The following is a 25,911-nucleotide window of genomic DNA, read 5'->3' on the forward strand; positions in this document are numbered from 1 at the left end:
ACTGGGCGCATGAACGAGATCACCGGGCAGCCCGCCGCGGCCCCTTCGACACATCCCTACGCGTCCGTCCCCAACGTCCCGCCGAAGAAGCGCTTGCTCGTGAAGGTCGGGGTGGCGCTGGGAGCCGTCGTGGGCGTGGTCGCCGGCAAGGCGGCCGTGACCGCGGTCCTCGACGGCGGCCCGTCCGACGCCGGACGGTACCGGCTGGCGCCGCCCGCCTCCTTCCAGGGCCTGACGCTCCAGGACTCCGGGCCGCGCGTCGACGCGATCAAGCTGGGGCAGGGCCCGCGGAAGCCGGGCACCAAGCAGGTCGCCGTGGTCTACGCCGACCGGTCGGGCACCGCGCGGCTGGTGGTCAGCGGGGCGGCCGGCCGGTTCGACGACCGGGACCCGGGCTCGGTGCTGACCCGCGGCCTCCACGACATGGGGGCGGCGGACGCGGTCCCGGAGCCGGCCGGGACGCCGGAGGGCGCCGCCATGCGGTGCGGCACGGTCCACGTCGACGCCGGCACGCTCCCGGTGTGCATGTGGGCGGACCACAGCTCGCTCGTCACCGTCACGGTTCCCGTGGAGAACGAGCCGGTCGCGCTCGCCGCGCTCGCGGAGGAGACCCGGGCGTTGCGGGGCGTGATGGAGGTCCGGGCGTCGTAGTTCGGTAACGCCTGGGGGCCCGGAGCCCGGAGCTGCGGGAACTTCGGCCAAGATATGACCAACATAAGAAGTTCCTAAAGGGGGACGCGGGTCATGAGTTACAACCAGCCGGGGCCGTACGGTCAGCAGCCGCAGCAGCCTGGACCGTACGGGGGCCCGCCGCCGCAGCAGCAGCAGCAGCCCGGACCCTACGGGCAGCCCGCCCCGCAGCCCGGCTACGGCTACCCGCAACAGCCCCCGCAGTCCTACCCGCAGCAGCCGGGCTACCCGCAACAGCCCCCGCAGCAGCCGTATGGCTACCCGCAGCCGGGCATGCCCCCGCAGCCCCCGTACGGCGGCATGCCCCCGCAGCAGCCGCCGAAGAAGTCGAAGGCCGGCGTGGTCATCGGCGCGATCGTGGTCGTCGCGGTGATCGCGGCGGGCGGCTGGTACTTCACCAAGGGCGGCGGCGCCTCGGGCAAGGTGGCGGCGGACACCAAGGGCTACAAGCTGGTCGCACCGCAGTCGGTGGACGACTTCAAGCAGGACCCGAAGTACCAGCAGAAGCCCTTCTCCGACCAGGACAAGAAGGAGGCCGAAGCGGCGGGCATCAAGAATGCCTCCCAGGTGGGCATGGAGTACCTGGCCGGCGACCCGAAGAACCCGTTGTCGATGAAGGGCCTCAACTTCCAGGGCGTCTACGGCCAGATCGCCGACCCCGAGAAGACCGTGGACGGGTACTTCGCCATGGCCAAGCTGAAGGCCGCCGAGGGCAAGAAGGACGCGACCGCCGAACTCGTCGGGAGCCCCAAGGAGATCAACCCCGTCGGGTTCAAGGGGGCCGTGCTGAAGTGCCAGGAGATCAAGGTGACCTTCAAGGACACCGCCTCCAAGGGCCCCAAGGACATGACGATCCCCATCTGCATCTGGGGTGATTACAGCACGCTGAGCGTCGTCAGCGCCTCGGACGTGGCCTCCATCCTCGCGGGCAGGCCGGGCTACACCATGGAGCAGACCGCGGACCTCACCGCGAAGCTCTACAAGACCGCCCGCGTCAAGGTCTGATCGAAACTACGCGAAGGGGCGCCCCCGGCCGGGGGCGCCCCTTCGCGCATGTCCGTTGCGGCTAGGCCGACTTCTCGTGCGGGCCCTGGTCCTTGGGGACGATGCGCGGGACCAGCGTCGGGTTGACGTTGGAGCGGACCACATCGGCGGTGATGACCACGCGGGCCACGTCCTTGCGGGACGGGACCTCGTACATCACCGACATCAGGACCTCTTCCATGATGGCGCGCAGGCCGCGCGCGCCCGTCTGGCGCAGGATCGCCTGGTCCGCGATGGCCTCCAGCGCCTCGCGCTCGAAGTCCAGCTCGACACCGTCGAGTTCGAACAGCCGCTGGTACTGCTTCACCAGCGCGTTGCGCGGCTCGATCAGGATCTGGAGCAGCGCCTCGCGGTCCAGGTTGTGGACCGAGGTGATCACGGGGAGGCGGCCGATGAACTCGGGGATCATCCCGAACTTCACCAGGTCCTCCGGCATGACTTCCTGGAACTGGTTGCTCGCCTCGATCTCCCGCTTCGAGCGGATCGTCGCCGCGAAGCCGATGCCCTTGGCGCCCGCACGCGACTCGATGATCTTCTCCAGGCCGGCGAAGGCGCCGCCCACGATGAAGAGCACGTTCGTCGTGTCGATCTGGATGAATTCCTGGTGCGGGTGCTTGCGGCCGCCCTGCGGCGGGACCGAAGCGGTCGTGCCTTCCAGGATCTTCAGGAGCGCCTGCTGGACGCCCTCGCCGCTCACGTCGCGCGTGATCGACGGGTTCTCGCTCTTGCGGGCGACCTTGTCGATCTCGTCGATGTAGATGATCCCGGTCTCGGCCTTCTTGACGTCGTAGTCGGCCGCCTGGATCAGCTTGAGCAGGATGTTCTCGACGTCCTCGCCGACGTACCCGGCCTCCGTCAGCGCCGTCGCGTCGGCGATGGCGAACGGGACGTTGAGCATGCGGGCCAGCGTCTGGGCCAGCAGGGTCTTGCCGGAGCCGGTGGGGCCGAGCAGCAGGATGTTGGACTTCGCGAGCTCGATCGCGTCGTCCCGACCCTGCGCGCCGCCGTTCTCGCCGGCCTGGACCCGCTTGTAGTGGTTGTAGACCGCTACGGAGAGCGCTTTCTTCGCCGGCTCCTGGCCGACGACGTAGCTCTCCAGGAACTCGTAGATCTCACGGGGCTTGGGGAGTTCTTCCCAGCGGACCTCGGAGGTCTCCGCGAGTTCCTCTTCGATGATCTCGTTGCAGAGGTCGATGCACTCGTCGCAGATGTACACACCGGGTCCTGCGATGAGCTTCTTCACCTGCTTCTGGCTCTTTCCGCAGAACGAGCACTTGAGCAGATCGCCGCCGTCACCGATGCGTGCCACGAGGTGCTTCCCCTTCGCCTGGGAGACGCCTGGTTCAGCGGCTCCTGGTGCCTCATATCCGACGGTACCTTGCCGGGGGCCCCCAACGGGGCCCCCTTGACGTGGTTCACATCGCCGAATGCGACAGCGTGACCACGCCAACTCGCGGCAAGGATCAGACCGCGGTGCTCTTGCGGGTGGAGACGACCTGGTCGATCAGGCCGTACGCCAGTGCGTCCTCGGCAGTGAGGATCTTGTCGCGCTCGATGTCGTCGCGGATCTTCTCGATCGGCGTGGTCGAGTGCTTGGCCAGCATGGTCTCCAGCTGGTCTCGCATGCGCAGGATCTCCTTGGCCGCGATCTCCAGGTCGGAGAGCTGCTCGCGGCCGGTGCCGCCGGACGGCTGGTGGATCAGGACACGGGCGTTGGGCAGGGCCAGACGCTTGCCGGGCGTACCGGCGGCGAGCAGGACGGCGGCGGCGGAGGCCGCCTGGCCCATGCAGACCGTCGAGATGTCCGGCTTCACGAACTGCATCGTGTCGTAGATCGCCGTCAGCGCGGTGAAGGAGCCACCGGGGCTGTTGATGTAGATGGAGATGTCGCGGTCCGGGTCCATCGACTCCAGGCACAGCAGCTGGGCCATGACGTCGTTGGCGGACGCGTCGTCAATCTGCACGCCGAGGAAGATGATGCGCTCCTCGAAGAGCTTCGCGTACGGGTCGTACTCGCGCACACCCTGCGAGGTGCGCTCGACGAAACGCGGGATCACGTACCGGTTGTCCACCTGAGGGCCGGTGTAGAGGCCGCTCGCGGGAGAGAGGTTGTTCATGTGCATCTGGGTGTTCACCATCCTGGTGGCGTTCTGCGGGCGGGAGCTTGCCTGGTGCGGGGCCGGGGATCAGGCCCCGGTGCCGCCACCGCCGGGGACCAGGGACGCGGCGGAGATGATCTCGTCGATGAGGCCGTACTCCTTGGCCTCCTCCGCAGTGAACCAGCGGTCGCGGTCGCCGTCGCGGATGATGGTCTCCACGGTCTGGCCGGAGTGGTGAGCGGTGATCTCGGCCATCCGCTGCTTGGTGCGCAGCAGGTACTGGGCCTGGATCTTGATGTCCGAAGCGGTGCCGCCGATGCCGGCGGAGCCCTGGTGCATCAGGATGTCGGTGTTCGGGAGCGCGAAGCGCTTGCCGGCCGTACCGCCGGTGAGCAGGAACTGGCCCATGGAGGCCGCCATGCCCATGCCGATGGTGACGATGTCGTTCTTGATGTACTGCATGGTGTCGTACACCGCCATGCCGGCCGTCACCGAGCCGCCGGGGCTGTTGATGTACAGGTAGATGTCCTTCTCCGGCTCGGCGGCCAGGAGGAGGAGCTGCGCGGTGATCTTGTTGGCGATGTCGTCGTCGACCTGCTGGCCGAGGAAGATGATGCGCTCGCTGAGCAGCCGGTTGTAGACATGGTCGCCGAGGCCACCACCGATGGACGGCTCACCCGCGGCGTAAGGCTTCAGATTCGTCACGTATCCACCTGCTCGTCTCCGACGGCCACATGCCGTCTCAGCGTCTCTTTCTGGGGCGCGGACCAGCCGGTGCGAACGATGTCCGCCGGCGTCGGGTACTCCCGTGCCCTCGTATTCATGGACCCTAACGCGCAGGTCGGACAACGCCATCCCGCTTCCCGAACTGTTCGCTCGGAGCGCAAGGTCCCGGGCCCTTCCCGCGGTACGACGGAGGGCCCGGACGCGACCGCGTCCAGGCCCTCCGGGGCACTGCGGGGTGGGCGGCGCGTGCGCCCCGCCCGGGGTGTTACTTGGCCTCGTCGCCCTCGGTCTCGGCGTCGGCCTCCACGGCCGCCTCGACCGTCTCCGCGGCCGTCTCGACCTCGTCCTCGTCGTCGGAGAGGTCGACGACCTCACCGTTGGTGTCGACGACCTTGGCGGCCTCGACGACGACCGCGAGGGCCTTGCCGCGGGCGACCTCGCCGACCAGCATCGGGACCTGGCCGCCTTCGACGACCGCCTGGGCGAACTGGTCGGGGGACATGCCGGAGGACTGCGCGCGGCGCATGAGGTGCTCGGTGAGCTCCTCCTGGTTGACGCCCAGCTTCTCCTTGTTGACCAAGGCGTCCAGCAGGAACTGGGTCTTGATGCCCTTGACGGCCTGCTCGGCGGTCTCGGCGTCGAACTCCTCGACCGTCTTGCCCTGGATCTCCAGGAACTTCTCCAGGTCCAGACCCATCTGGCCGAGCTGGTGGTGCTCCAGGTTGTGCTTGCGGGTCTGGACCTCGTCCGCGAGCAGCTTCTCGGGGACGGGGATCTCCGCGAGCTCCAGGAACTTCTCCAGGACGCGCTCCTGGGCCTGGGTGGCCTGGTCGTACTGCTTCATGTTCTCGAGGCGCTTGCGGCTGTCCGCCTTGAGCTCTTCGAGGGTGTCGAACTCGCTCGCCATCTGCGCGAACTCGTCGTCCAGCTCCGGCAGCTCGCGAGCGGAGACCTTGGTGACCTTGACGGTGACCTCGGCGTCCTTGCCCTCGGCGGAGCCGCCCTTGAGCTGGGAGGTGAAGGTGGCCTCGCCACCGGCCTCCAGGCCCTTGACGGCCTCGTCGATGCCGTCGAGGAGCTCGCCCGAGCCGATGGTGTAGGAGACGTCCTGGGCGACACCGTCCTCCAGCACCTCGCCCTCGACCTTGGCCTCCAGGTCGATGGTGACGACGTCGCCGTCCTGGGCGGCGCGCTCGACGTCCTTCGTGGACGCGAAACGGTCGCGCAGCTGCTCGACCGACTTCTCGACGTCCTCGTCGGTGACCTCGACGGCGTCCACGGTGACCTCGATGCCGGAGTAGTCCGGGATCTCGATCTCGGGGCGGACGTCCACCTCGGCGGTGAAGGTCAGCAGCTCGCCGTCCTTCAGCTCCGTGATGTCGACCTCGGGCTGACCCAGCGGGTTCAGGTCGGCCTCGTTGACGGCCTCGGTGTAGAACTTCGGAAGGGCGTCGTTGACGGCCTCCTCCAGCACCGCACCGCGGCCGAAGCGCTGGTCGATGACGCGGGCCGGGATCTTGCCCTTGCGGAAGCCCTTCACCGTGACCTGCTGGTTGATCTTCTTGTAGGCCGCGTCGAGGCTGTCCTTGAGCTCCTCGAAGGGCACCTCAACAGTGAGCCGAACCCGAGTCGGGTTCAGGGTCTCCACGGCGCTCTTCACGGTTCGGTCTCCTTGTGGCTGACTGCTGGGGGTTCTGCCGTCACGCTGCGATTCAGCGGTTCAGCGGATTCGGCCCGGCATCAGACACACGGGCACGCAGCTTGCATAGTAACCGCAAGCGGCAATCAGCCCACAACGCGATCACCGGGACGATCTTCGGTGAGGCGGGCCCGGGACACTGCCCGGCGGCAGCATGGGGACCTGCGTGGAGAAGGTGCTACTGGTCGGGGTGGCCGGATTCGAACCGACGACCTTCCGCTCCCAAAGCGGACGCGCTACCAAGCTGCGCCACACCCCGTCGGTGCGACACGTAGGGTACATGCCCGAAGACGGTCCGACGCGCGGGTTTCCCGGGGATACGGCCGCGCCTGCGCACACGAGCGGGGCGGCGGACCGAAATGTGGTGTGCGATCCCCCCGCGCGACCCGCTAGGATGCTGTCCGTGCCGCGGTCCCCGGACCTGACGGCGCGCGCGGTGCGGGTGTAGCTCAATGGTAGAGCCCTAGTCTTCCAAACTAGCTACGCGGGTTCGATTCCCGTCACCCGCTCTCTACAGTTCAGGGCCAGGTCAGAGGATGTTTTCTCGACCTGGCCCTGAGTCGTTCCCGGGGGCTCCGATCAGCCGTCCGTGTCCCCCGCGTGCCCCTTGCGCTCGTCCGTGTCTCTTCTGCCCCTCTCCACAAGCCCGCTCAGTGCGTCGGCGATCAGCCGGTCCCGGTCGGCGCTGGCGTGCTGATAGATCAGCGCGGCGCGAGCTGTGCTGTGACCCATTCGCGCCATCAGCTCCCGCGTACTGGCTCCCGTGGACGCGGTCAGAGTGTTGCCCGTGTGCCGAAGATCATGGAAATGAAGCCCCTTGATCCCTGCCTCGCGACACGCCTTGTGCCACAGCCGGTTGAAGTGGTTCCGGCGCGGGGTGGCCTTCTTCGCCCCGATGAAGACACGCCCATCAGCGCCCGGTTCGGCGTACAGACTCAGGTGTTCGCAGATGTCCCGGAGGATCACGCCGGGGATGGACACCGTCCGCTTGCCCGCGGCGCTCTTGGGCGCCTTGATCTCCCGTTGCCCGTTCCCCAGCTCGGCGACGGACCGCCGGACGCGCACGCTGCCGTGCTCCAAGTCGATGTCCCGACGGTGCAGGCCGATCAGCTCACCCCAGCGCAGGCCGAGGAACCCGGCCATGAGCACCAGGGTGCGATAGCGCGGCTGGATCACATCGGCCAGCGCGTACACCTCCTGCACGGTGGCGGTCGGCCGCTCCGGCGTGTGGACGGTGCTGGCTCCCTTGACCTGGCACGGGTTCCGCCGGATCAGCTGGTCTGACACGGCGGTGCCCAGGATGGCGCGCAGGAGGGCGTACGCCTTGGCCACGGTGGGCCCGGTGCTGGCGGCGAGCTTGTCGGCGCGCCAGCGCCGCACGAGGGGCGGCGAGATCTCCGCCAGGTTGATGGAGCCGAGGACCGGCTCCAGGTGGTGCTTGAGCAGGGACCCGTAGAGCTGCCGGGTGGTGCTGGTGAGCTCGCGCTCTTTGATCCAGGCGAGGGCATAGGGACCGAAGGCGACCTTCCCCGCGTCCGGGTCGTGCCAGTCCCCCCGCCGCATCTCGGTCTGCTTGTCGGCGAGCCAGTCATCCGCGTCCCTCTTGGTGCGGAACGTCTCCGGAGCGGGACGCAGCTGCCCGTCTGGGCCGACGTACCGAGCCTGGTACCGACCTGAGGGCAGCTTCCGCACCCGCCCGAACTGCCGGCGCTTCGCGGCCATCAGGCAGCCACCCCCAAACGGCGGCGGCGCGGCTCGACGGTGTGGGCGGCGATGTACTCCCGCACGGCGCTCTCCGGGATGCGGACGTGCCTGCCGACCTTCACGTAGGTGATCCGTCGCTCCTCGATCAGGCGGCGCGGGAACCGCACGGTGGTGCCGAGCAGTTCGGCGACCTGGACGACGCTGAGGTAGCGCTCATTCATGCTGCTCTCCTTGCAGGGCTTCGCGGGCGGTCTGGCGGTTGAGTTGGATGTCGCGGGCGATGGTGGCGGCGAGGACGGATTCGCCGGGGGTGTGGCCGTGGCCGGCGTATTGCCAGGAGGCGAGGACGAGGACGGTGTCCGGTTCGGTGTCGGCGAGGCCGCGTGCTTCGCGTTCCTGGGCGGCGCGGTAGTCGGCGCGGGTCTGGCGGAGGGCGCCGAGAGTGGTGGAGTACTGGCGGGACTTGGTGGAGAAGTGGCCGCGGAAGCCGAGCATGTGCGACCAGGCGGCGAGGCGGCGGTCCGGGTAGAGCGGGTCGAGGTCGAGGCAGGCCCCGATGAGGCGGGCGGTGTGGTGGGGCACGTCGAGGAGGACCAGGGCCTCGCGGTTGCCGATGCGGCGGTCGAGGGTGCCGGTGTTCTCAGCCGCTTTGGTGGCGTACTTCGCGACGTAGGAGGCGACGGCCTGTTCGGTGATGTCGGAGCCGTCTCCGAACGCCTTGATGGGGCGAATGTCGAGCTGGGCACCCCAGCGGAAGGTGCGCGCGGGCTGGTCGGCGGCGGCCGGGACCGTGATCGACGTGTACGAGTGGGCGACGGCGGCCCGGATCGAGCGGTCGAGGAGTTCAGTGCTGGCCCAGGAGGGCGGCGGGCTGGAGGGGCCGGCGGGTCCGTCGATGCGGATCACGGCGTGGAAGTGGATCGCCCCACGCTTCTGGAACTCGGCCACCTTGCCGTAGGAGATGTGGGCTGTGTCGTGAAGCTCCCGTTGGGTCAGTCCGGCGGAGGCGGCGATCTCGCGGCGCAGTCGGGTCGTGAAGCGTTGCCAGAGCTGCCCGGCGTGGTTGTTGAAGAGGACGGCCGCGGCGTAGTCGTAGGTGGTCGGGTCGAGGGCGGCGCCGAGTTCGGCGGCGTCCTCCTGGTGGTGCCGGCCGCAGCGGCAGGGGCGGCCGGCGGGGCGGTTGTGGACCGGGCCGAAAGACGGGGCGGTGAGGGTGGCGAAGACGCGGGGGTGTTCGCGGACGGTGGCGGGGATGTCGCGGCGGTCGTCTCCGGCGAGCCCGGCCCGGATCAGGTGGTAGGTGTCGCCCGCGTACGTCCAGGCGCAGGCGGGGCAGCGGGAGGCGCGGCGGTTTCCGCAGGCGATCCGGAGGCGGGCGCCGGGTTCGTTCTCGGTGGAGTAGCGGTGCAGGATCTCGCCGGATGTCTTGTCCTTGACGACGGTCCAGCCGGTGATGTGGATCGGGTCGGAGCACCCGCCCGTGCGGTAAATCTGGTCTTCCCAGCGGGCGTAACCGCGGGCCCCGGCCACCCTCAGCATGTCGCCGAGGAGGCCGGGGTCCAGGTCCGCGAGGGTCGTGGGGTAGGTCACGCGGCCACCGCCAGGGACGCGGGGGTGAAGATGGTGTAGATCCTGAGGGTGATCCGGCCGAACGGTGCCGTGAACAGGAGCTGCACGTCGCCCTTGAGGTCAATGAGCTGCACGTCGCCGACGTCGGTGTGGGTGGCGAGGCGCCATGCCTCCAGGTCGGCCGGGCTGTCGAGGAGGACGTGCGCCTCGTGGGGCGTGATCTGGCTGGTGGTGATGTAGGCACCGGGCAGGTCCGGATGCAGTTCCGCCAGCTGGGCGAGGGCCGCGAACACGGCGGTCTGCGCGGTCAGCGGGTTGTTCAAGTCGATGTCGGTCAGCATGGTGTTCACCGCCCGGCCGAGGTGACGACGACGCGGCGGGCGAATCGCTCGCCGGTGCCGTGGCAAGCCGGGCAGTGGGCGGTGATGGTGCGCAGGGCGCCGGTACGGTCGCGGCCGCCGAGGGTCACCTTTACTGCGGGGAAGCCGCCGCAATCGGGGCAGGGCTGGGCGGGCAGGGCCATGGGCTGGGCCATGATGTTGGTTCCTTCCGGTTCGTTGGATCGGGCAGGAGCACGGCGCCGGGACGGCGGAAACTTGGCGGTTGAGGCCGTCCCGGGGCCGGTCAGTGGCTCTTGAACTCCTGGCGCAGAGCGCGGACGAGGAAGAGCAGGACGACGGCGCTGACGGACAGGGCGACCGCGGTGACGGCGACGGCCAGAAGCAGCGAGACGGCGACGGAGGCCAGGGCGAGGACTCCGGCGACTCCGCCGGCGGCGAGGGCGAGTGCGGTGCCGGGCGACTGCTGGACCAGGCCGCCGAGGGCGGTCGGGGACTTCGCGGGGGGCGAGGTCGACTCCGTGTGCTCGATGGGCGCGGGAGTCGGGCGGATGGTCGCCGGGGTGTAGGTGTCGGGCCGGGGGTACTGGGGCTTGAACACGGTCGTTCTCCTTTCGGGACGGGCTACTTGTTGATCGCGGTGTCGATGGCCGGGGCGAGGAAGCTGTCCGCGAGGAGGAAGCCGCCGAGGAGGATCACGGCGACGAGCCAGAGCGGCGGGCGGATGAGCTTGTAGCCGAGGACACCGACGACGAGGAGGGCGAACCAGAGCGGGACGTCCATGACGTGTGGCCTTTCGGGTCAGCTGACGCGGCAGCGGTGGGAGCGGGCGGCGAGCTGGGCGGCGGTCGAAGAGCTGTAGTCGGATGACCAGCCGCAACCGTCGTTGGTGCAGACGGCGGCGTCCTTGGTGCGGCCGTGGCGGTCGCGGTAGGTGCCGATCTGGACGGGGCCGATCTTCATCAGCGAGCGGAAGTTGATCCGAGCGGGCATGGCATCTCCTGTCAGGCGAGCTGGGCGGCGATGGCGTCGGCCATCTGGGGTGGGACGCCGAGCCGGGCGCGCAGGGTCTCGGTGTCGATGTCCGAGCCGGTCCGGTTGCGGTGGTCGGCGGCGATCTTCTGGGCGTGTGCGACGAGGGCGGGCGGAGCGCTGACCGGCGGCGCCGGGGCAGGCAGGGCGGGAACCGGGGCGTCCTGTACGCCGGGTTCTGTCGCCCGGTCGACCACGGGCTGAGGTGCTTGCACGGGCTCCGGGTCCGGCTCAGGAGACGACGTAGGCCGGTGGACCAGGAGCGTGCCGCCGAGGAAGGCGAGGGCGGGCCACCCGGCGACGAGGATGCGCAGCCACGCGGGCACGTCGCCGAGGTCGAGAAGGCCGGCGGTCGCGACGTTCGCGCCGAGCGAGGCGGCGAGAGCGACGGCAAACCAGGACCAGGCGGAGCGCGAGGGTTCTCCCGCGTCCCGCAGGGTGCGGAGGCGGTGCCAGGCGGCGACGAGGAGCAGGTCCACGCTGATGGGGTAGGCCCAGGCTTTCCAGCCATCCTGTCCGGCGGCCGCGGCGAGGTCGTGAAGGTGGGCGAAGGAGAGGGCTCCGGCGATGACGGCCTGGACGAGGACGGCGTCCGGGCGGACCAGGCGGGCCATGGTCTTCACCTCCGTTTCGGGCATGGGTGGGTAGGGACCTGGCGCGTTGAGGTCGCGCCGACCAGGGGTGGGCCAGGTGCTTAGAAGGCACCTGCTGTGGTGGGCTTCGGCTGCACCTTGCCGACGAGTACGCGGGCCGGGAGCACGGGCCGGAAGGGCTCCAGCTCCGGAATCACCGGGGTGCGGTGGGCGTGGGCGTTGCAGATGTCCACAGCCTGGCGCAGCGTCGTGTGCGGGGCCCGGATGCGGGACCAGCCGCCGGAGGAGTCCCCTGCCACGGCGGTGCCGGGGCGGTCCCTGTCGATCTGGACGGCGGCGAGGACGGCGTCCGGTGAGATGTCGCCGAAGGCCATGTTCGCGGAGGTCTCGTCGTTGACGCGGTGGGCGGTACGGCCGGTGAGCTGGGCTCGGAGCATGGTGATCCCCTTGCCGAGTTCCGAGCCGAAGCGCTGGCCGCAGACCTCCAGGTGGATGCCGGCGGCGCGGCCGAGCTGAGCGAGGCGGACCAAGTCAGTGACGATCCGGTCTCGCCGGGCTTCTTCGGCCTTATTGGCGGCGAGGGCGAGTTCCGCGACCTCGTCCACGAGGACCACGACGGGGACCGGGCGAAGGTGCGCGGGCAGGTCCCAGATGTCGGCGGTGATCTCCGTATCCGGCAGGTCTGCGCTGATGCGCTGCTCGGCCCGGATGACCTCGTACACCCGGCCCATGTACTGGACGAGCGCGGTCAGCAGATCAGCCGCGGCGGCCGGATTGTCAGCGAGCGCGGTGAAGCGCCTTGTCAGCGGCGCGAGTTCCACGCCGTTCTTGCAGTCGATTCCGACGAGCGCGACGTTCTGCGAGGCCAGCCCCGCGACCAGCGTGCGCTGGTAGACGGATTTGCCCGATTTGGTCGCCCCGACGTTCAGGGCGTGCGGGACCTCTCGGTAGTCCCGGTGGTGAACCTGCCCGTCCTCACGCAGAGCAACGGGTATCCGCAGCACTTCGGCGGATCGGGCGACTGGCATCCGTACCCGCTTGAGTACGTCGTATCCGGTCATCCGCAGCTCTACGACGCCGGAGCGGATCTCCCGGGAGACGACGTTGTGAAGGGTGAAGGAGTGCCGCAGCCGGTCGGAGGAGGCGGAGAAGTCGAACGCGTCCTGTCCGGGCCGGAGTTTCAGCCGTAGGACGAGGCCGGTCGCGGTGGGCCGCAGCCTCAGGATGCGCGGCGAGCGGGACTCGGGAACGGGGCGGTTGGCCACTCGGGCCACGGTGAGCCGCCAGCGGGAGGGCGGGACGGTGAGCCCGCAGGCGTCCATCACCGCGCGGTAGCGGACCAGGACCCGGATCACCGCGAAGGTGACCCCGAAGGTCATCCAGTACCAGGTGGGCCGCTGCCAGCGCAGTACGAGCGCCAACGCGAGGACCACCAGCAGCGTGACCCATAAGGCGGTCATGCTCAGCCCGCCTTGGCCAGCGAGGTGACGGCGACGGCACGGAAGCTGATCCCGTGGCGCTTCTGACCGTTGAACTCGTTCTCCCACGGCCGGGCGACCAGGCCGGTCAGCGCGACCGGGGTACCCATGGCCAGCTCCCCGGAAATGTCGGGCTCCGCCACGGTCACGGAGATGACCTCGGCGTTGCCGTTCATCACGAACAGCACGTCCACGGTCATCAGGTTGTTGCCGCTCTCGTTGTCGACGGCGACCTGACCGGTCTTCTTGTCGCGCAGCTTGAGCTGCGGGGGCTGGGCGACCATCACGGTCGCGCCGGTGGTGTCGACGGGAATCTGACGCACAGCAGATCACTCCTCTATAGAGGTCGAACTCCGGCACTCATGTACATGAGTGATATGAAAAAGAGTGCCTGACTCCTATACATGAGTCAACCCGCTACGCGAGGAAATCGCAGCGGGTTGCAGAGAGTTGAGCGAGCGTCAGTCGCGCGCCGGAATCCGGTACTCGAAGACGAACTGATCAGCGGCCATGAGGGTGTCGCAGACCTCCACCACCCGGCCTTCCTCCGTGACGGCTTCGCGGAGCAGATGCACGACCGGGGCGCCCGGACTGAGCACCAGCTCCGTTGCCTCCGCCTTGGCGGCCGGCCTTGCCTGGAGTGTCTCTACGAACTCCACGAAGACGTGACCTTGATCCTCAAGCCGGGCGTAGATGCCACCCGGGCCGGGGTTCTCGGCGAACAGTTCCGGGATGTCCTTGACCACATCCCAGGGCAGGTACGAGGTAGCCGTCTCGACCGGCGTCCCGTTCCGGAAGTACAGGCGCCGCCGAGCCAGGACCTTTGTTCCCGCAGTGACTCCGAGCCTCTCGGCGATCTCCTCCGGAGCCTCCAGAGGTCCGATGAACAGCACGCTCACCTTGGCCTCGGCCCCGGACTGCGCGGACTCGGCGAGGTACGCCGCCCTGCCCTCCTGCCGATGCGTACGCCGGAAGCGGTCCGAGGACCGGTGCCGTACCGGCGGCCGGGCCTTCACCAGCGACCCCTTGCCGTGCCGCGTCTCCACCAGGCCGCTCGCGCGGACCTCCACCATGGCCTTGCGGATCGTTCCGCCGGAGACGCCGTAGCGCTCCACCAGTTCGGACTCACTCGGCACCATGTCGCCGGCACTCAGTACCCCGGCGCGGATCTGCTGGACGATGTCGTCGGCGATCTGCACGTACCGAGGTACGGCCCTGCCACCTCCCACTGCGGTTCCCATAGTCCTTCTCTTCCTCCTATGCTCCTGTACATGAGTACGGGTTCCCCGCAGGACAAGTCAACGCCACTGCACTCCGTGTCCGTCGCCGGGGCAGTGCTACGCGAGGACGGCCGGATCCTGGCGATCCGCCGCGCGGACAACGGGACGTGGGAACTGCCGGGCGGAGTCCTCGAACTCACCGAGCCCCCGGAGGCCGGCGTCCGCCGCGAGGTCTTGGAGGAGACGGGCATCGAGGTCGAGGTAGACGAGCTCACCGGGGTCTACAAGAACACCACGCGCGGCATCGTCGCCTTGGTCTTCCGCTGCAAGCCGTCCGGCGGCACCGAGCGCACCTCGGAAGAATCAACCGCGGTTGCCTGGCTGACCCCGGACGAGGTCGCAGCCCAGATGTCCGAGGTCTACGCGATCCGCCTCCTGGACGCCCTGGACAACGCGGGCCCTCACGTCCGCAGCCACGACGGCCGCCAGCTCCTCACAGCGTGACGCGCGACGAAGCGGTACGACTAGTTGCACAGCTCATGGACGGCAGCATCACCGATGAGGCCGAAGCCGACGCGACCGTGAACGCCCTGAGGCTGGCACTGCGGTGCCCGCACATCAGCGACTACATCTACTGGGACTTCGATCCCAACCTGAGCGCCGAGAAGATCGTGGACCGAGCCATGGCATACGAGCCCTTCGCGCTCTGAGGCCGGCGACGCGGTAAGAGTTTCCCTACTTCATCAAGCACCCGGCTGCGCTCCGCTCCGCCGGGCGGGCTTCCCGGCTCCGCTCCGCGCGACGCTCCTGCCTTCGGCCCGCTCCGCGCGCGCTGCGCCGACGCCCGCCCCTACGAGTGGGATAGGCCCAAGGGCATGAGTCGAGCCCTACGGGCCGCTGGGTCCATCGCTCACCGACATGCCTCCGGCGGGGGCGCAACAAGCACCGGGATGGCGGGGGCGCCGCTCGCGAGTGCCGGCCGGATGGGGCTGAGGCGGGGAACTCCCATCCCGTCCGCCGTCGACCCAGGACAAGCCGAGCAGACACGGCACCGGGCGTCCAGGTCGTTCGTCCAGTTGGGCGCTCCACCTGGACGCCCGGCACCGCGCCTGCTCCACATGCGTGTGGGTCGACGGCGGACGGGATGGGAGTTGGGGAAGTGGTGGGCAAGGCAAGCGCCAGGCCTCCGGTTGAATCGCTTAAAGTCGCGCTTACTGAAGGAAGCCACGTGTGCTGGCGCGCGGTCGCTCCACGTCGGTATCGGCTCGCTATGGCTGATCAGCATCCCACCCAATAGCTAACCGGGTTGCTGGGGGCAGGACCGCGGACGCGGGCGCCTAGAAAAGTCGCCCGCTCAGCTCCTCGGAAATGGGACGAAGAGTTCCCTTTTCCGCTTTACGCACATGCTCAACCAAGATCTCTCCGATAACCTCACCCAGGCGTACCGGAACCGCATTGCCGATCAACCGCCCCAGGCGACTGAAGGTGACAGTTTCATCATCTGCTAGAAACTTATAGTCTCTCGGAAATGTTTGAAGCATGGCAGCCTCTCGCAACGAGATGGCCCTGTCCTGCTCAGGGTGACCAAAACGCCCATTTCCATAACCGAAACACTGGGTGGTGATGGTGGGTGCGGGCGCATCCCATTCCATCCTCCCGTACACACTGGGGTACGTAGCGCCAGTCGTTTTGCGATGGCATGCCGCAAGAAGCTCAGGATCCCAATCTCGCCAGGTCCCGCCCGGCTTGGACGCACGGATGCGCTTCATATTAACTTCACTGAGAGACGAAGCTGCATGAAGAGGGTCATCTGCATGCTTCTCGCCGGCCGCAATCGGCGGAAGGTCAGCAATCTCTTGCCGCACGGTTCGAACGGAATTCCCCTTCTTACCTACGGCCTCAATCTCCAGCGCGCCCAGCTTCGACGCGATAACAACGAGCCTCTTTCGGGATTGCGGAACACCGATTTTGATACACTCAACGACCGACGCACTAACGCTATAACCGTGGAGGTTACCAAGAAACTGCTCAAAAACTTCATGGTCTTGGAGCTGAGGAACATTCTCCATCGTCACCAGATCTGGCTGCACCTGGGAAACCAGCTCGCCAAACTTTGATACAAGCTGCCAATCCAGCCCACGTTTCTTGCTGCGACCGCTCTGACTGTAGGTCGAAAATGGCTGACAGGGGGCACATCCCGCCAATAGCGAGTAGCCCTTTCGTCCGCCTACGTAGGATTTAATCTCAGCCGGCGTCACTTCATTGACATCCCGCTCGACGAAGACTGCCGAGTTGTTGGCCTCGTACGGATACCTACACGACGGGTCGAGATCAATCCCAGCCCGAACATCGACGCCACTTCGCACCAATCCATGCGTAAGCCCACCCACACCGCAGAAAAGGTCGACTGCGGAAATTCTGGGAGTCTTAGGCTTCATGGGGCACCACCACTCGGCCGGCAATCCAACCGAAGAAAGTTATAGGTTTCAATATAGCGAATAAAGCAGTGTATCACTTCGCGTAGGTATCCCTCGACGCTCTCAGCCATCTGGCGGAGCTCGATGACGGCCACGCCATCAGCGCAGTCGACGAAGGAGACGGATCCATGCGCCAGGGCGTTCCGCCTGATCTTGACCAGCTTTAGCGGGCCGGCACCGTCTCGCAGCTTGGCCTTCACCGCCTGGCGAGTGGGGGGAGTGATGGAGATCACGCAGCCCAGGCGCTTCCCGATGCTGTAGATCGCCTCATCGTCCCAATTGCCACCCCCACCAGCCTCTACGATAAACTCACTCACCGGCAATTGCTGGACGATGTGATCGCTTAGCTGCATAGCGAACTTCAGCCGATTGTCCGGACTCAGCTCTGTGTGCGTACGGGCCATGGAGCGGACCCATTCCCTCTGCAGCTCCTCATTGAGCTGATGGGGCTGCCACTGGTCAGCTGCTGTTGCCGCTCTCGTTATAGCACCCACGCATCGCGACACAGTTGCTTCAACAAGGTTATACAGCTGGAGATACAAGCTGGAGTACAAGATCTTCTGCTGGAGGGCAGTGATCTTATATCCCGACCCCTCCAAACGCGGTGCACCAGACTGGGCGGCCTTCTCCATCTCTTCAAGTAAATTGAGGTAGGCGTCGACTTCTCCATACCTCTCTTCGAAGAACGGCAGAAGATCCGATGCGTTCACTGCCGAATCAGCCGGTCGCGAACGAAATTAATACGCCCCTCCAGTCGCGATCGGGCATTGGCTCCGTCGGATCCCGTGATCTTCATAAACTCGGGGCCCTGAATCCACGAGTCCACGCCAATCTCACTGCGGTCGCGTGAGGCAATCTCCGGCGAATCCCTCAAAGCGAGAGAAGAGCCGATCGCAATTGCTTCAAATCGGGCACGCGGCGTTGCATTCCCCGTCCCGATCTTGCGGAAGCCGTAGGGGAAGACGCGCTCAACAAAGTCCAGCATCTCCCAGAAACGGCGGCGATAGTCGTCGGCAAGTGAAGGAGATGCTTTGAATTCCAGATTCTTCTTCTTGGCGTAGCTGAAGATGAAATCGGCTGGTCGATCCTTGTAGCCAGAAAGCCCATCACCATAGGCAAAAAAGCGCGTAACGAGCTCTTCATACCCGCGCTCTTTCGTCCTTTTGTCGCTCATGGGCGCCAGCTTGGCAAATCTACTTTCAGCGGCAAGCTCCATTACTAGATTCATAAATGGGCCAGCCAAAGCGCCGCGCCGAATCTCGGCAGTGTTTGCATTCTTGCTGCCCGTATTAATCCGCTCAAACATGTCCAGCCGGGCCGCCTCGTCGGCATGCTCATTCAGGACGATTCCGCGGATGGACCGATTGCCAATCTTGCGCTGCCGTGATTCTGGAAGATCGGAGAAAGTGAAGTCCGATACCTGCGAAAGCTGATCGAGCGGCCCTAGGCGCAGCCCGCCGAGTAGGAACTCTTCTAGAGTCCGCAGACGTTGCGACCCATCAACGATTTCCAGCTTCCCGTCCGGCATCTCCCAGAAGAAGATGAACGGAATGGGAAGTCCCATGATCAGGGATTCAATAAACTTCGACTTCCGGTCATGCTCCCAGGTGAACTCGCGCTGGTATGCAGGAACGATGTACTCTCCGCTTCGCATCTTGTTTGCGAGCATCTCGACAGAGTATTCGGTAATGTAGAAATCGATCCGCTTTGTCTGATCCGCGATCTGCTTCTCAGCCGCTTCTTGATCATCCGGCGTGAACATGATCGTGTCGCTCGACATACTTGCCGCCTCCCCTGTCAAGTCCCTCGTGCTGCGACACCTGGGCTCGCACGCAACCTCGATGATCTCATACACGAGGTCCAACCAGCCTGTATAGTCAGCCGGTTCCAGGGCTGGGACGTTTCGTTGCGGCAGCACTAGGCGCGCGGCTCCGGCCACTCAGTCTTCTACCGCCTGAAGCGCCGCGGCCCCAGACGTGGTTCAGAGGTGCTCCGGTAACGTTTCACCCTCCGTCAATCTGCAACAGGTTAGAGCGCGCCTTCATCCAGATCTGGGAACGATGAGCGGCATCAGTGCCGATGAGGACAGACAAGCAGTGCTGCACTTGGCCCGGGAGGTAGGCCGAGGGTCTGGGCTGGAGCCTGGTCTCAAGATGTTGCGGCGGATGAGCGGCGGGCAGCTGGGCAACGAGCTACACGACTAGCAGTACCGGAGTTGGGCACCACATGCACGTGGTAAGACACGACTTCAGCGGAGGGGATTGGTTGGCCCCAGCAGGCGGTCAACCTGGACGGGATCCGACTATCGGCTCGCCGTTGCCGGCGCCGCTGGGTCGCAGCCCTATACGGTGCCTGAATGCCAACGGTGCGGCTTGGCTTGGGCCAGCCTCGCAGCGCTGCGAATCGAGCACCCCGGCATGCCGCGGCACGCCCTCGTCCGACGCCTCGTAGAGTCCGAGGTGTCTTGGGCCGCCGTTGGTGCTGGCGTGCCCGACAGCACCAACGGCGGTCCTGCCCCACATCAATGGATGATGACCGAGGTCGTCCGAAAGCTACGGCCTATGCGTGGACTAGCGTGGCCGCTCGGCTATCCTCGGGCCCCCTGATCTGCTGCAACTCCTGAGACGCACACGGGGCCTCCGGAGCCGTGTGTCAGTCCCTGTGGAAGCCAAGCAGCGCAGCCCCAGATGAGGTCCGAGGCTGCGCTGTCGTTGGTGGACTATGCCGTCAGGCCAGCGGGCGGGTAGTTGATGTCGGGGCGCTCCTCGTCAGCCGAGTGGGTTGGTATCGGTAGGCGGTGGCCCCGGCTGGTTGCTACACGGACCACATCTCGTAGGGCTCGGGTCAGGTCGGTGGCCAGGGTGCGGAGTTCGTCAGGCTCCGCCTCCTCGTCGGCGAGTAGGTCGAGGGCGTGTCCCAGGAGCTCGGTCGCCAGGTCGAGCTGAGCTGTTTCTGAGATGTCAGCCAAACGCGACAGGTAGCCGTCGTTGGTGCCGGCGCTCAGGAAGCAGGGCTTGCCGTCTGGGCCCGACCATGGGAGGAGTCGCAATTCGTTGTGCGGCGTCATGCGTTCGAGCCCCTCTCTTCCGTCGTGTGGCGGGTGGTGAAATGGGCGTCGGCTCGGTCGCCGGGGAGCAGCAGAAGGGCTACTTCGACCACACGACCGGCGGTGTCGGTCGCCACGCGCCTGATCGACAGGACAGCCAGGGATGTGCTGATCCGAAGAGCCGCCGCGTCTTCCGCGGTGGGAAGGCCGGCGCCGACTGTCTCCTGGACCTCGGCCAAGGGTGGACGCAGCGCTGCCAGCTTCGCCGCTATGTCTTCGGTGTCAGACGACGCAGCGGAGAGGTCGGCCGGGGCCAGGTCACGAGGCACGTAGATGCGGGTAAGGCTGTGCGCCGACTTCCCCTCGCGGCTGAGGCAGAGGAATTCCGTTAGAGGGCTTCCAGGCGAGACGTTGAGCAGGGCAGTCAGGTGTGCTTGCGCCCGGAGCTGTGTGGCGCGAACGCTGACGCGCAGCGCCCGATCAGTCGCGAGCTGCACGGCTGAGGCACGACCGCCGCCGACGTAGGTGATTCTGAGGCGGGGATGCCGGACAAAGTTCCCGCTTCCGTGGAACTTCTCCACCAACCCTTCGCCTTGGAGGAGTGCGAGGGCGCTCCGCAGCGTTGGCGTGCTGACCGCGTAGCGGGCAGCGAGTTGCGCCTCGGAGGGGAGACGTGCGCCGGCCTCGATACGGCCCGTAAGAATCTGGCTCCGTAGGTCATCGGCAATGGCGTGACGGCGAAAGGGCATGAGCTGGCTCACCACTTCCTCTGCATCCGAAGGGCGATGAGGCGGGTCCGGGCGTGCACGGTCAGCAGTTCACCCGATTCGAAGCAAAGCCTCTTTGCTCCGGCTGGTAGTTGGATGAGGTCGGCGACGCGACATGGCTGGCCGCCGATCTGGATGACGTCACCACGCTGGACGGTGGCCGAGGTGATCTCGATGTTCGCGGCGAGGGCACCGCTCGGTGTCCATCCCCTCACTGCGTCACCCGCCGCGGTTCGGATCGCTCGTCCGCCGGGTGGCAAGAGCAGACGCATGCCTCGTAGATCACAGGTGCGCCGACCGGTGCCGTGGCGGGAGACGACTGCGCGCACTCTCGATGAGTGCCGATCGCACACGAGCTCGACAGATACGGGGTGGCTTCCGCGTAAGCCGCTGAGCGCTGCTGAGGAGGCATCAGACGGCCTCCGCCTGTGTGGGAAGGGTTCTGGGTGGGGAGAGGGCGGGAGATGGCGCTAGAGGCCACTTCTGGGCGCTCTTTGCCGCCAAGCGGGGTGGGCGGCAGTCCCCTTAAAGCAAGGCGGCGCCAGCCCTCAGATGGGTAGCGCCCACTGGTGTGGGTGGCGGCAGGGCCCATACGGTTGGACACGCTGATCAGCTCCTATCGCTGATGGCCAGGTCCCCGGACGTCGCCCGTCGCGGGGGCCTCTTTGTGTACGGCGGCCCAGAGGGTGCGGCCGGTCAAACTGCTGGCGAGGAGTCCGAATCGATCGGCCTCCGCCATCACTGCCAGGACGTCCCGCCAGGCATCGGCGGGCAGCGCTTCCGGCACCTCCGCTTCGATCGACGCGTAATGGGCGTGTTCCTCCACGCGAGTGGTCAGTCCGAGGTCGGACAACCGAGCTGCGATGCCTTCGGCCCTTCCTTCCGAAGCGGGCACAGGGGCCTCCGGTCGCCATGTGGTTACGTGGAGTGAAGCTAGTTAACTAGGTTAGAGCTAGTGGACTAGATTTTCTACATGCCTGAGCAGCCGCCTTATCTCCGCATCGCCGACGTACTGCGGCAGCGGGTCGCGGATCACGAGTGGACACCTGGCGACCGGCTCCCTTCACGAGCCCAGATCGCCCAGGAGTGCGGTGTCGGCGAGAACGTGGTCCGCCGGGCGCAGGAACTGCTGATTTCGCAAGGTGTGCTGGAAGGCCGCGCGGGCTCGGGTACGTACGTGGCGGAGCCCCGTCAGCGCGTCCGAGTGGTGCGCTCCTCTGCCCGCGAGCAGCTCAGCAGCTCCCCGTTCCGCGCGGACATGCAGGCCCTGGGCAAGCAGGGGAACTGGGAGAGCCGGACCGAGGCGAAGGTGCCCGCGCCGACCGAGATCGCCGCGCGTCTCGGGATCCCGGTTGGGGAGCTGTGCGTGCGCACGGTGTACGAGTTCCTTGCCGATGGCAGGCCGGTGCAGTTGTCGACGAGTTGGGAGCCGTACGGGCTCACCGCCGGCACGCTCGTGGTCCTGCCCGAGGGTGGGCCGCATGCCGGTGCTGGCGTCGTGAACCGGATGGCCGTCATTGGGATCACGGTCAGCCACGCCGTGGAGCAGCCGGAGCCGCGGCAGGCGACCGCCGAAGAGGCGTCGCTTCTCGGGATCCAGAAGGCTGCCCTGGTGACCCACATTCGACGGACCTACTACAGCGACCAGGGGCAACCCGTGGAGACGGCCGACATCGTCGTTCCCGTCGCACTGTGCGAGGTCGTGTACGAGATTCCGATCAGGAGCTAAGTGCTGTCACGTGGAGGGTCGGCGGCCGGGTCCGGCCCCAGGGAGTCAGACCCTGACGGCATGATGTCCTCCGTGACGAACAGCGCAGACCTGCATCCTGACCGGATACCGGGGTACGACGGCGGCCCCCTCACGCACGAGGCCGGGTTCCTGGACGAGCCGTTGTTCTGGCTTGGACACCTCTGCTCGTGTGTCCATTCCGAGGGAGCCGCGGAACTGCTCTTCGGCGCTGACTACGACGCGGCAGGCGAGTTCCAACGGCGGTTGTGGGAGCAGGCCAAGTGGCCGACGTTCACCATCCCCCTTGCCGGTGATCATCGTCTCCACGTCGTCTACCGCACCTTTACGGACGAGGCCGGCACCGACTACCTCCTCCACCACCCCAACTGGGAGGAAGCCGAGCTCCTCGCCCAGGACGACGGGCACTTCATGGGGCCGGCCCTGTCCTGGCCCGAGCTGGTGGCGGCTGCGGACAACGCACTACCCGGCGGGAGCACCACCGACCCTCACGCCCGGCTGCTACTCCTGCTTCCCGCGTTGGGCGACGACGTACTACCCGACGATGCCGTGGGCCGTCTGGCGGCCGCGCTACGCGCTTGTACGAGCGTGGAGGACCCCGAGGCCCTCGGAACCGCCCTCCTGGACGCTCAGGGGGCTTCAGGCCCCGCGCGCTGGACAACAGACGACCGCGGCTCCTCCGTCAACGACGGCGAGTACTCCTGCCGCAACCCCGCCAACCACTTTGCGCTGCCGGCCGATCGGCTGTCCCGGGTGGCGGCCGCGCTGGCCCCTTGACCCGTGTACGCCCTCTTGACTGGAGGTCCCGGCGCGTGTCTCCCGCGTGCCCGACCGGAGGGGGCGGCTGAGGGCATAGCGGGGAACAGCAGCGAGAGAGCAGGAAACCGGCAGGTCAGCGTCTTGGCTCGTCAGGGCGGACTCGGGTACGCGATCTTCCAAACTAGCTACGCGGGTTCGATTCCCGTCACCCGCTCTTCCTGGCCGAGGGCCGGGTCGGAGGTTCGTACCTCCGGCCCGGCCCTCGGGCGTTTCCGGCGCCGTTTCAGGTTCGGGTGCGGGCCGCGCGGAGGTCCGGGAGGCGCTTGCGGGCCACCGTGAGGGCGGTGAAGCCCGAGAGCATGAGGACGCCGCCGCACACGAGGAGGGGACCCTTGAAGGTGAGTACCCCGACCATCAGGAGGGAACCGCCGCCCATGGCGACGGCGGCGGCCGCCGATTCGATGCGCAGTTGCCGAGGTGAGCGCTTGTTCGCCGACGGTTTGACGAGTTGGCGCCCCAGGACGACCTGGACGGCGTTGATCGCGGCGAGCAGGCCGGACAGGACTGCGAAGGTGGCGTTTGCGACGGTGAGCGCGGTGGGCATGCGCAGAAGCTACCGAGCGGCTCGCGGACCGTCGGCGTGGAGGTCAGAGCTTGATGCCGGCGATGGTGTCCGCCAGGGAGTTCAGGAAGCGGTTGACGTCCGGCGCGATGGAGCTGGACGCCAGGAAGAAGCCGAAGAGGACCGCGACGATCGCGGGACCGGCCTTGATGTGGCTGCCGCGGATCAGCACCACCAAAATGATCGCCAACAGAACCACGACTGACAGCGAAATGGCCACTACTGATCACACCTTCGGTCGTCCCCTGGTCGGCCTGGGGCGCATGCCCCCACAAGGACCATCCTCCCACCAACCGGGCTCCGCTATCCGTCTCGTGACGAATCGCCATGGCGGGATTTCGGGGGCGGCGCGAGGGTCACGGGGTGGGCAGGCCGAGGAGGGAACGGACATACGCGTACTTCGCGGACAGCCGGTCACGGGTGGGACGGTCCAGGACGGAGAGGCGGACGGGGTCGGCGTTGTGCGCCAGGTCCGCCTCCTTGACCAGCAGGGCGCCCGGGATGGCGAGGATGCGGGCCGCGTACTCCTCGACCGGCTCGCCCGGGACCTTGGTCAGCGCGAGGACCATCGCCTTGACCCCGTCGGGCAAGACTGCCGATTCGAGCCAGTCGGGGGTGAGTGCGTGGTCCTCGATCGCGTCGTGCAGCCAGGCGGCGGCCTGCTGCTCGGGCGTGCCGCCACGCAGGCGGACGCCTTCGGCCACGGCGGCGAGGTGCTCGGCGTAGGGCCGGCCGGCCTTGTCGGTCTGGCCCTCGTGCGCCGCGCGGGCGAGTGCCTCCACCTCCAGGAGGGTCAGGGCCTGGTCCGTCATGTGAGCTCCCTCGCTGCCGTCCGGAGGGCCTGTGCGGCCCGGCGCACATCCGCCCCGGTGGTGCGCCAGTTGGAGAACGCGGCGCGCAGGGCGGGGGTTCCCCCGTGGACGGTGGGGGTGACGAACACCTCCTGCCGGACGGACTCCCGCAGGGCGGCGAGACGGGCGGGGGTGGGGGCGTCGGCGAGGGTGAAGCAGACGACGTTGAGACGGACCGGGGCGAGGATGGTGAAGGCGTGGTCCTCGGAGAGCTCGGCGCCGAGGGCGCGGGCGCAGGCGATGTCGCGCTCGACGATCTCCCGGTGGCCCTGGCGGCCGTACGCGCGCAGCGTGAACCAGGCGGCGAGGGCGCGCAGCCGGTGGGAGTTCTCCGGGGTGAGGTGGACCAGGTCGGGGTGGTCGCCGAGGGGCCCGAGGTAGGCGGCGGCGTTCTGGAAGACGCGGGCCTGGAGGTCGCTGCGGCGGGTGAACTGGACGGCGCTGTCGTAGGGGACGTTGAGCCACTTGTGCAGGTCGACGCAGACGGAGTCGGAGGCGTCGAGTCCGGCGGTGAGGTGGGCGTGGTCCGGGGAGAGTGCGGCGAAGGCGCCGAAGGCGGCGTCGGTGTGGAGCCAGAAGTCGTGCCTCGTCTTGAGCGCGGCGACGGCGCGGAGGTCGTCGAAGTCGACGGTGTTGACGGTGCCGGCGTTGGCGACGACGACGGCCGGGCCGGGGGTGTCGGCCAGGGCGCGGTCGAGGGCGGCGGGGTCGACGGCTTCCCGGCCGGGCAGGGTGGGGACGGTGACCAGGGCGTTGCGGCCGAGGCCGAGGAGGGAGAGGGCCTTGGCGATGGAGGAGTGCGGGGCACCGGAGAGCACGCGGACGGGGCCGAGCGCCGCCGCCCCGTCGTCCGAGGGCGAGACGCCGGCCTTTTCCCCGAGCCACTCACGGGCGATGGCGAGGCCGGCGGTGTTGGACATGGTGGCGCCGCTGACGAAGGTCCCGGTGTGGGCGGGGGTGAGGCCGAAGAGGTCGCGGAGCCACGTGACGGTTTCGCGTTCGAGGTCTTGGCCGGCGCCGTCGAGGGCGGAGTTGCTGTTCTGGTCGTGGGCGGCGGTCAGCCAGTCGCCGACGAGAGCGGCGGGAGTGGCGCCGCCGGTGACGAAGCCGAGGTAGCGGGGGCCGGCGGAGGCGGAGAGGCGGGGCGCCCAGCGGTGTCGGAAGGCGGCGAGGGTGGCTTCGGCGCCGGAGCCGTGGTCGGGGAGGGGTTCGGGGGTGAGGGGGGTCGTCGTCGGGATCACGGGGCGGGTGTCGAGGGCGGTGAGGGCCTCGGTGGCGGCGTGGCGGGCGGCGTCGAGGAGGGCGGGGAGGCGGGCGAGGTCGGCGGCGAGGGTGGGGTGCATGGGGGCACGGTAGGCGGCCGCCGCGGTGGTGGGGCGGGCCAATCCGGGGCGAGTGGCCGGTGGCCGGGTGGCTCCGCCGGGGCCGGGCCGCGGGCGGGTGCGGCGCC

At 67.7% G+C, this 25,911-nt stretch carries 33 protein-coding genes and 2 tRNA genes; 7 read left to right on the top strand and 28 right to left on the bottom strand.

Annotation, left to right across the window (positions count from 1 at the left end; all coding sequences use genetic code 11):
- The first annotated feature begins 9 nt into the window (after window positions 1-9).
- Window positions 10-651 (top strand): hypothetical protein, encoded by a 642-nt coding sequence (locus ABZ934_RS10195; RefSeq protein WP_361310955.1) that lies wholly within the window; start codon window positions 10-12, stop codon window positions 649-651.
- A 93-nt stretch (window positions 652-744) separates the two neighbouring features.
- Window positions 745-1,695, top strand: a complete 951-nt coding sequence (locus ABZ934_RS10200) for a hypothetical protein (RefSeq protein WP_361310957.1) — start codon at window positions 745-747, stop codon at window positions 1,693-1,695.
- Between the two features lie 61 nt (window positions 1,696-1,756).
- Here the strand turns inward: ABZ934_RS10200 and clpX are convergent, their stop codons facing one another.
- The 5 genes from clpX to ABZ934_RS10225 form a co-directional block, all read right to left on the bottom strand.
- Window positions 1,757-3,043: an ATP-dependent Clp protease ATP-binding subunit ClpX gene (gene clpX / locus ABZ934_RS10205; protein ID WP_361310959.1), complete on the bottom strand. Its 1,287-nt coding sequence runs from the start codon at window positions 3,041-3,043 to the stop codon at window positions 1,757-1,759.
- A 154-nt stretch (window positions 3,044-3,197) separates the two neighbouring features.
- Entirely contained in the window at window positions 3,198-3,872 is a 675-nt protein-coding gene (locus ABZ934_RS10210) for an ATP-dependent Clp protease proteolytic subunit (protein ID WP_361310962.1), read from the bottom strand.
- Window positions 3,873-3,920: 48 nt separating this feature from the next.
- Window positions 3,921-4,538 carry an ATP-dependent Clp protease proteolytic subunit gene (locus tag ABZ934_RS10215; RefSeq protein ID WP_361310965.1) on the bottom strand — a complete coding sequence of 206 codons (618 nt, stop codon included), beginning with the start codon at window positions 4,536-4,538 and terminating at the stop codon, window positions 3,921-3,923.
- 286 nt (window positions 4,539-4,824) lie between these two features.
- A complete protein-coding gene (gene tig / locus ABZ934_RS10220) occupies window positions 4,825-6,219 on the bottom strand; it encodes a trigger factor (RefSeq protein WP_361310967.1) in 1,395 nt (464 codons plus the stop codon).
- A 221-nt stretch (window positions 6,220-6,440) separates the two neighbouring features.
- Window positions 6,441-6,517: transfer RNA gene (locus tag ABZ934_RS10225), tRNA-Pro, on the bottom strand.
- A 179-nt stretch (window positions 6,518-6,696) separates the two neighbouring features.
- On the opposite strand from ABZ934_RS10225, the gene ABZ934_RS10230 reads away from it, so the two are divergent.
- Window positions 6,697-6,767: transfer RNA gene (locus tag ABZ934_RS10230), tRNA-Gly, on the top strand.
- A 70-nt stretch (window positions 6,768-6,837) separates the two neighbouring features.
- On the opposite strand, the gene ABZ934_RS10235 is transcribed toward ABZ934_RS10230, so the two are convergent.
- From ABZ934_RS10235 to ABZ934_RS10290, 12 genes are all read right to left on the bottom strand, one after another.
- The gene (locus ABZ934_RS10235) at window positions 6,838-7,980 is read right to left on the bottom strand and encodes a tyrosine-type recombinase/integrase (RefSeq protein WP_361310970.1); all 1,143 of its coding nucleotides are present in this window, start codon (window positions 7,978-7,980) and stop codon (window positions 6,838-6,840) included.
- Window positions 7,980-8,183 (bottom strand): excisionase family DNA-binding protein, encoded by a 204-nt coding sequence (locus ABZ934_RS10240; protein ID WP_361310973.1) that lies wholly within the window; start codon window positions 8,181-8,183, stop codon window positions 7,980-7,982. Before ABZ934_RS10240 ends, ABZ934_RS10235 begins: the two co-directional genes overlap by 1 nt.
- Window positions 8,176-9,552, bottom strand: coding sequence for a replication initiator protein RepSA (gene repSA, locus ABZ934_RS10245; protein WP_361310975.1), 1,377 nt, complete (start codon window positions 9,550-9,552; stop codon window positions 8,176-8,178). The genes ABZ934_RS10240 and repSA overlap by 8 nt, the downstream gene beginning before the upstream one ends.
- The gene (locus ABZ934_RS10250; protein ID WP_361310978.1) at window positions 9,549-9,872 is read right to left on the bottom strand and encodes a hypothetical protein; all 324 of its coding nucleotides are present in this window, start codon (window positions 9,870-9,872) and stop codon (window positions 9,549-9,551) included. The genes repSA and ABZ934_RS10250 overlap by 4 nt, the downstream gene beginning before the upstream one ends.
- Window positions 9,873-9,877: 5 nt before the next feature.
- A complete protein-coding gene (locus tag ABZ934_RS10255) occupies window positions 9,878-10,066 on the bottom strand; it encodes a hypothetical protein (RefSeq protein WP_361310981.1) in 189 nt (62 codons plus the stop codon).
- Between the two features lie 89 nt (window positions 10,067-10,155).
- Window positions 10,156-10,470 (bottom strand): hypothetical protein, encoded by a 315-nt coding sequence (locus ABZ934_RS10260; RefSeq protein WP_361310984.1) that lies wholly within the window; start codon window positions 10,468-10,470, stop codon window positions 10,156-10,158.
- 23 nt (window positions 10,471-10,493) lie between these two features.
- Window positions 10,494-10,652, bottom strand: a complete 159-nt coding sequence (locus ABZ934_RS10265) for a hypothetical protein (protein ID WP_136216955.1) — start codon at window positions 10,650-10,652, stop codon at window positions 10,494-10,496.
- 18 nt (window positions 10,653-10,670) lie between these two features.
- A complete protein-coding gene (locus ABZ934_RS10270) occupies window positions 10,671-10,862 on the bottom strand; it encodes a mobile element transfer protein (protein WP_361310987.1) in 192 nt (63 codons plus the stop codon).
- An 11-nt stretch (window positions 10,863-10,873) separates the two neighbouring features.
- Window positions 10,874-11,515, bottom strand: a complete 642-nt coding sequence (locus ABZ934_RS10275; protein WP_361311382.1) for a DUF2637 domain-containing protein — start codon at window positions 11,513-11,515, stop codon at window positions 10,874-10,876.
- A gap of 80 nt (window positions 11,516-11,595) precedes the next feature.
- Window positions 11,596-12,954, bottom strand: coding sequence for an FtsK/SpoIIIE domain-containing protein (locus tag ABZ934_RS10280; RefSeq protein WP_361310990.1), 1,359 nt, complete (start codon window positions 12,952-12,954; stop codon window positions 11,596-11,598).
- Window positions 12,955-12,956: 2 nt separating this feature from the next.
- Complete coding sequence (locus ABZ934_RS10285; RefSeq protein ID WP_361310993.1) at window positions 12,957-13,295, bottom strand: hypothetical protein; 339 nt, start codon at window positions 13,293-13,295, stop codon at window positions 12,957-12,959.
- 138 nt (window positions 13,296-13,433) lie between these two features.
- Window positions 13,434-14,213 carry a GntR family transcriptional regulator gene (locus tag ABZ934_RS10290; RefSeq protein WP_361310996.1) on the bottom strand — a complete coding sequence of 260 codons (780 nt, stop codon included), beginning with the start codon at window positions 14,211-14,213 and terminating at the stop codon, window positions 13,434-13,436.
- Window positions 14,214-14,231: 18 nt separating this feature from the next.
- Between ABZ934_RS10290 and ABZ934_RS10295 the strand changes: the two genes are divergently transcribed.
- Both ABZ934_RS10295 and ABZ934_RS10300 read left to right on the top strand, forming a co-directional pair.
- A complete protein-coding gene (locus ABZ934_RS10295) occupies window positions 14,232-14,696 on the top strand; it encodes an NUDIX domain-containing protein (RefSeq protein WP_361310999.1) in 465 nt (154 codons plus the stop codon).
- 35 nt (window positions 14,697-14,731) lie between these two features.
- Window positions 14,732-14,902 carry an e9imm peptide gene (locus ABZ934_RS10300; RefSeq protein WP_361311002.1) on the top strand — a complete coding sequence of 57 codons (171 nt, stop codon included), beginning with the start codon at window positions 14,732-14,734 and terminating at the stop codon, window positions 14,900-14,902.
- A gap of 627 nt (window positions 14,903-15,529) precedes the next feature.
- Here ABZ934_RS10300 and ABZ934_RS10305 read toward each other — a convergent pair.
- From ABZ934_RS10305 to ABZ934_RS10335, 7 genes are all read right to left on the bottom strand, one after another.
- On the bottom strand, window positions 15,530-16,630 hold the full coding sequence (locus tag ABZ934_RS10305) for a DNA cytosine methyltransferase (protein ID WP_361311005.1): 1,101 nt from the start codon (window positions 16,628-16,630) through the stop codon (window positions 15,530-15,532).
- Window positions 16,627-17,379, bottom strand: a complete 753-nt coding sequence (locus ABZ934_RS10310; RefSeq protein ID WP_361311008.1) for an MAE_28990/MAE_18760 family HEPN-like nuclease — start codon at window positions 17,377-17,379, stop codon at window positions 16,627-16,629. The genes ABZ934_RS10305 and ABZ934_RS10310 overlap by 4 nt, the downstream gene beginning before the upstream one ends.
- Window positions 17,376-18,449 carry a DUF262 domain-containing protein gene (locus tag ABZ934_RS10315; protein ID WP_361311010.1) on the bottom strand — a complete coding sequence of 358 codons (1,074 nt, stop codon included), beginning with the start codon at window positions 18,447-18,449 and terminating at the stop codon, window positions 17,376-17,378. The genes ABZ934_RS10310 and ABZ934_RS10315 overlap by 4 nt, the downstream gene beginning before the upstream one ends.
- Before the next feature lie 939 nt (window positions 18,450-19,388).
- A complete protein-coding gene (locus ABZ934_RS10320; RefSeq protein WP_361311013.1) occupies window positions 19,389-19,736 on the bottom strand; it encodes a hypothetical protein in 348 nt (115 codons plus the stop codon).
- Window positions 19,733-20,464, bottom strand: coding sequence for a GntR family transcriptional regulator (locus tag ABZ934_RS10325; RefSeq protein ID WP_361311385.1), 732 nt, complete (start codon window positions 20,462-20,464; stop codon window positions 19,733-19,735). The genes ABZ934_RS10320 and ABZ934_RS10325 overlap by 4 nt, the downstream gene beginning before the upstream one ends.
- Before the next feature lie 8 nt (window positions 20,465-20,472).
- The gene (locus ABZ934_RS10330; RefSeq protein ID WP_361311015.1) at window positions 20,473-20,697 is read right to left on the bottom strand and encodes a hypothetical protein; all 225 of its coding nucleotides are present in this window, start codon (window positions 20,695-20,697) and stop codon (window positions 20,473-20,475) included.
- Between the two features lie 401 nt (window positions 20,698-21,098).
- Window positions 21,099-21,377 carry a hypothetical protein gene (locus ABZ934_RS10335; protein ID WP_361311017.1) on the bottom strand — a complete coding sequence of 93 codons (279 nt, stop codon included), beginning with the start codon at window positions 21,375-21,377 and terminating at the stop codon, window positions 21,099-21,101.
- A gap of 78 nt (window positions 21,378-21,455) precedes the next feature.
- Between ABZ934_RS10335 and ABZ934_RS10340 the strand changes: the two genes are divergently transcribed.
- Together ABZ934_RS10340 and ABZ934_RS10345 are read left to right on the top strand one after the other, a co-directional pair.
- On the top strand, window positions 21,456-22,211 hold the full coding sequence (locus ABZ934_RS10340; protein WP_361311020.1) for a GntR family transcriptional regulator: 756 nt from the start codon (window positions 21,456-21,458) through the stop codon (window positions 22,209-22,211).
- Window positions 22,212-22,283: 72 nt separating this feature from the next.
- Window positions 22,284-23,006: a hypothetical protein gene (locus tag ABZ934_RS10345; protein ID WP_361311023.1), complete on the top strand. Its 723-nt coding sequence runs from the start codon at window positions 22,284-22,286 to the stop codon at window positions 23,004-23,006.
- A 265-nt stretch (window positions 23,007-23,271) separates the two neighbouring features.
- On the opposite strand, the gene ABZ934_RS10350 is transcribed toward ABZ934_RS10345, so the two are convergent.
- From ABZ934_RS10350 to ABZ934_RS10365, 4 genes are all read right to left on the bottom strand, one after another.
- Window positions 23,272-23,592, bottom strand: coding sequence for a hypothetical protein (locus ABZ934_RS10350; RefSeq protein ID WP_361311025.1), 321 nt, complete (start codon window positions 23,590-23,592; stop codon window positions 23,272-23,274).
- 43 nt (window positions 23,593-23,635) lie between these two features.
- The gene (locus ABZ934_RS10355; protein ID WP_136216973.1) at window positions 23,636-23,830 is read right to left on the bottom strand and encodes a hypothetical protein; all 195 of its coding nucleotides are present in this window, start codon (window positions 23,828-23,830) and stop codon (window positions 23,636-23,638) included.
- Window positions 23,831-23,966: 136 nt separating this feature from the next.
- Window positions 23,967-24,422 carry an HD domain-containing protein gene (locus ABZ934_RS10360; protein ID WP_361311028.1) on the bottom strand — a complete coding sequence of 152 codons (456 nt, stop codon included), beginning with the start codon at window positions 24,420-24,422 and terminating at the stop codon, window positions 23,967-23,969.
- Window positions 24,419-25,804 (bottom strand): pyridoxal-dependent decarboxylase, encoded by a 1,386-nt coding sequence (locus ABZ934_RS10365; RefSeq protein WP_361311030.1) that lies wholly within the window; start codon window positions 25,802-25,804, stop codon window positions 24,419-24,421. The genes ABZ934_RS10360 and ABZ934_RS10365 overlap by 4 nt, the downstream gene beginning before the upstream one ends.
- Window positions 25,805-25,911 lie beyond the last annotated feature (107 nt).

It is taken from the genome of Streptomyces sp. NPDC046557 (assembly GCF_040645975.1).
Lineage (GTDB): Bacteria > Actinomycetota > Actinomycetes > Streptomycetales > Streptomycetaceae > Streptomyces.

What these genes read in the sequence shown, in the direction of transcription:
- ABZ934_RS10195 (WP_361310955.1), top strand. Translation starts at nt 10, where the DNA reads ATGAACGAGATCACCGGGCAGCCCGCCGCGGCCCCTTCGACACATCCC.
- ABZ934_RS10200 (WP_361310957.1), top strand. Translation starts at nt 745, where the DNA reads ATGAGTTACAACCAGCCGGGGCCGTACGGTCAGCAGCCGCAGCAGCCT.
- ABZ934_RS10210 (WP_361310962.1), bottom strand. Translation starts at nt 3,872, where the DNA reads ATGGTGAACACCCAGATGCACATGAACAACCTCTCTCCCGCGAGCGGC.
- ABZ934_RS10235 (WP_361310970.1), bottom strand. Translation starts at nt 7,980, where the DNA reads ATGGCCGCGAAGCGCCGGCAGTTCGGGCGGGTGCGGAAGCTGCCCTCA.
- ABZ934_RS10240 (WP_361310973.1), bottom strand. Translation starts at nt 8,183, where the DNA reads ATGAATGAGCGCTACCTCAGCGTCGTCCAGGTCGCCGAACTGCTCGGC.
- ABZ934_RS10250 (WP_361310978.1), bottom strand. Translation starts at nt 9,872, where the DNA reads ATGCTGACCGACATCGACTTGAACAACCCGCTGACCGCGCAGACCGCC.
- ABZ934_RS10255 (WP_361310981.1), bottom strand. Translation starts at nt 10,066, where the DNA reads ATGGCCCAGCCCATGGCCCTGCCCGCCCAGCCCTGCCCCGATTGCGGC.
- ABZ934_RS10265 (WP_136216955.1), bottom strand. Translation starts at nt 10,652, where the DNA reads ATGGACGTCCCGCTCTGGTTCGCCCTCCTCGTCGTCGGTGTCCTCGGC.
- ABZ934_RS10270 (WP_361310987.1), bottom strand. Translation starts at nt 10,862, where the DNA reads ATGCCCGCTCGGATCAACTTCCGCTCGCTGATGAAGATCGGCCCCGTC.
- ABZ934_RS10275 (WP_361311382.1), bottom strand. Translation starts at nt 11,515, where the DNA reads ATGGCCCGCCTGGTCCGCCCGGACGCCGTCCTCGTCCAGGCCGTCATC.
- ABZ934_RS10280 (WP_361310990.1), bottom strand. Translation starts at nt 12,954, where the DNA reads ATGACCGCCTTATGGGTCACGCTGCTGGTGGTCCTCGCGTTGGCGCTC.
- ABZ934_RS10290 (WP_361310996.1), bottom strand. Translation starts at nt 14,213, where the DNA reads ATGGGAACCGCAGTGGGAGGTGGCAGGGCCGTACCTCGGTACGTGCAG.
- ABZ934_RS10295 (WP_361310999.1), top strand. Translation starts at nt 14,232, where the DNA reads ATGCTCCTGTACATGAGTACGGGTTCCCCGCAGGACAAGTCAACGCCA.
- ABZ934_RS10300 (WP_361311002.1), top strand. Translation starts at nt 14,732, where the DNA reads ATGGACGGCAGCATCACCGATGAGGCCGAAGCCGACGCGACCGTGAAC.
- ABZ934_RS10305 (WP_361311005.1), bottom strand. Translation starts at nt 16,630, where the DNA reads ATGAAGCCTAAGACTCCCAGAATTTCCGCAGTCGACCTTTTCTGCGGT.
- ABZ934_RS10315 (WP_361311010.1), bottom strand. Translation starts at nt 18,449, where the DNA reads ATGTCGAGCGACACGATCATGTTCACGCCGGATGATCAAGAAGCGGCT.
- ABZ934_RS10320 (WP_361311013.1), bottom strand. Translation starts at nt 19,736, where the DNA reads ATGACGCCGCACAACGAATTGCGACTCCTCCCATGGTCGGGCCCAGAC.
- ABZ934_RS10325 (WP_361311385.1), bottom strand. Translation starts at nt 20,464, where the DNA reads ATGCCCTTTCGCCGTCACGCCATTGCCGATGACCTACGGAGCCAGATT.
- ABZ934_RS10340 (WP_361311020.1), top strand. Translation starts at nt 21,456, where the DNA reads ATGCCTGAGCAGCCGCCTTATCTCCGCATCGCCGACGTACTGCGGCAG.
- ABZ934_RS10350 (WP_361311025.1), bottom strand. Translation starts at nt 23,592, where the DNA reads ATGCCCACCGCGCTCACCGTCGCAAACGCCACCTTCGCAGTCCTGTCC.
- ABZ934_RS10360 (WP_361311028.1), bottom strand. Translation starts at nt 24,422, where the DNA reads ATGACGGACCAGGCCCTGACCCTCCTGGAGGTGGAGGCACTCGCCCGC.
- ABZ934_RS10365 (WP_361311030.1), bottom strand. Translation starts at nt 25,804, where the DNA reads ATGCACCCCACCCTCGCCGCCGACCTCGCCCGCCTCCCCGCCCTCCTC.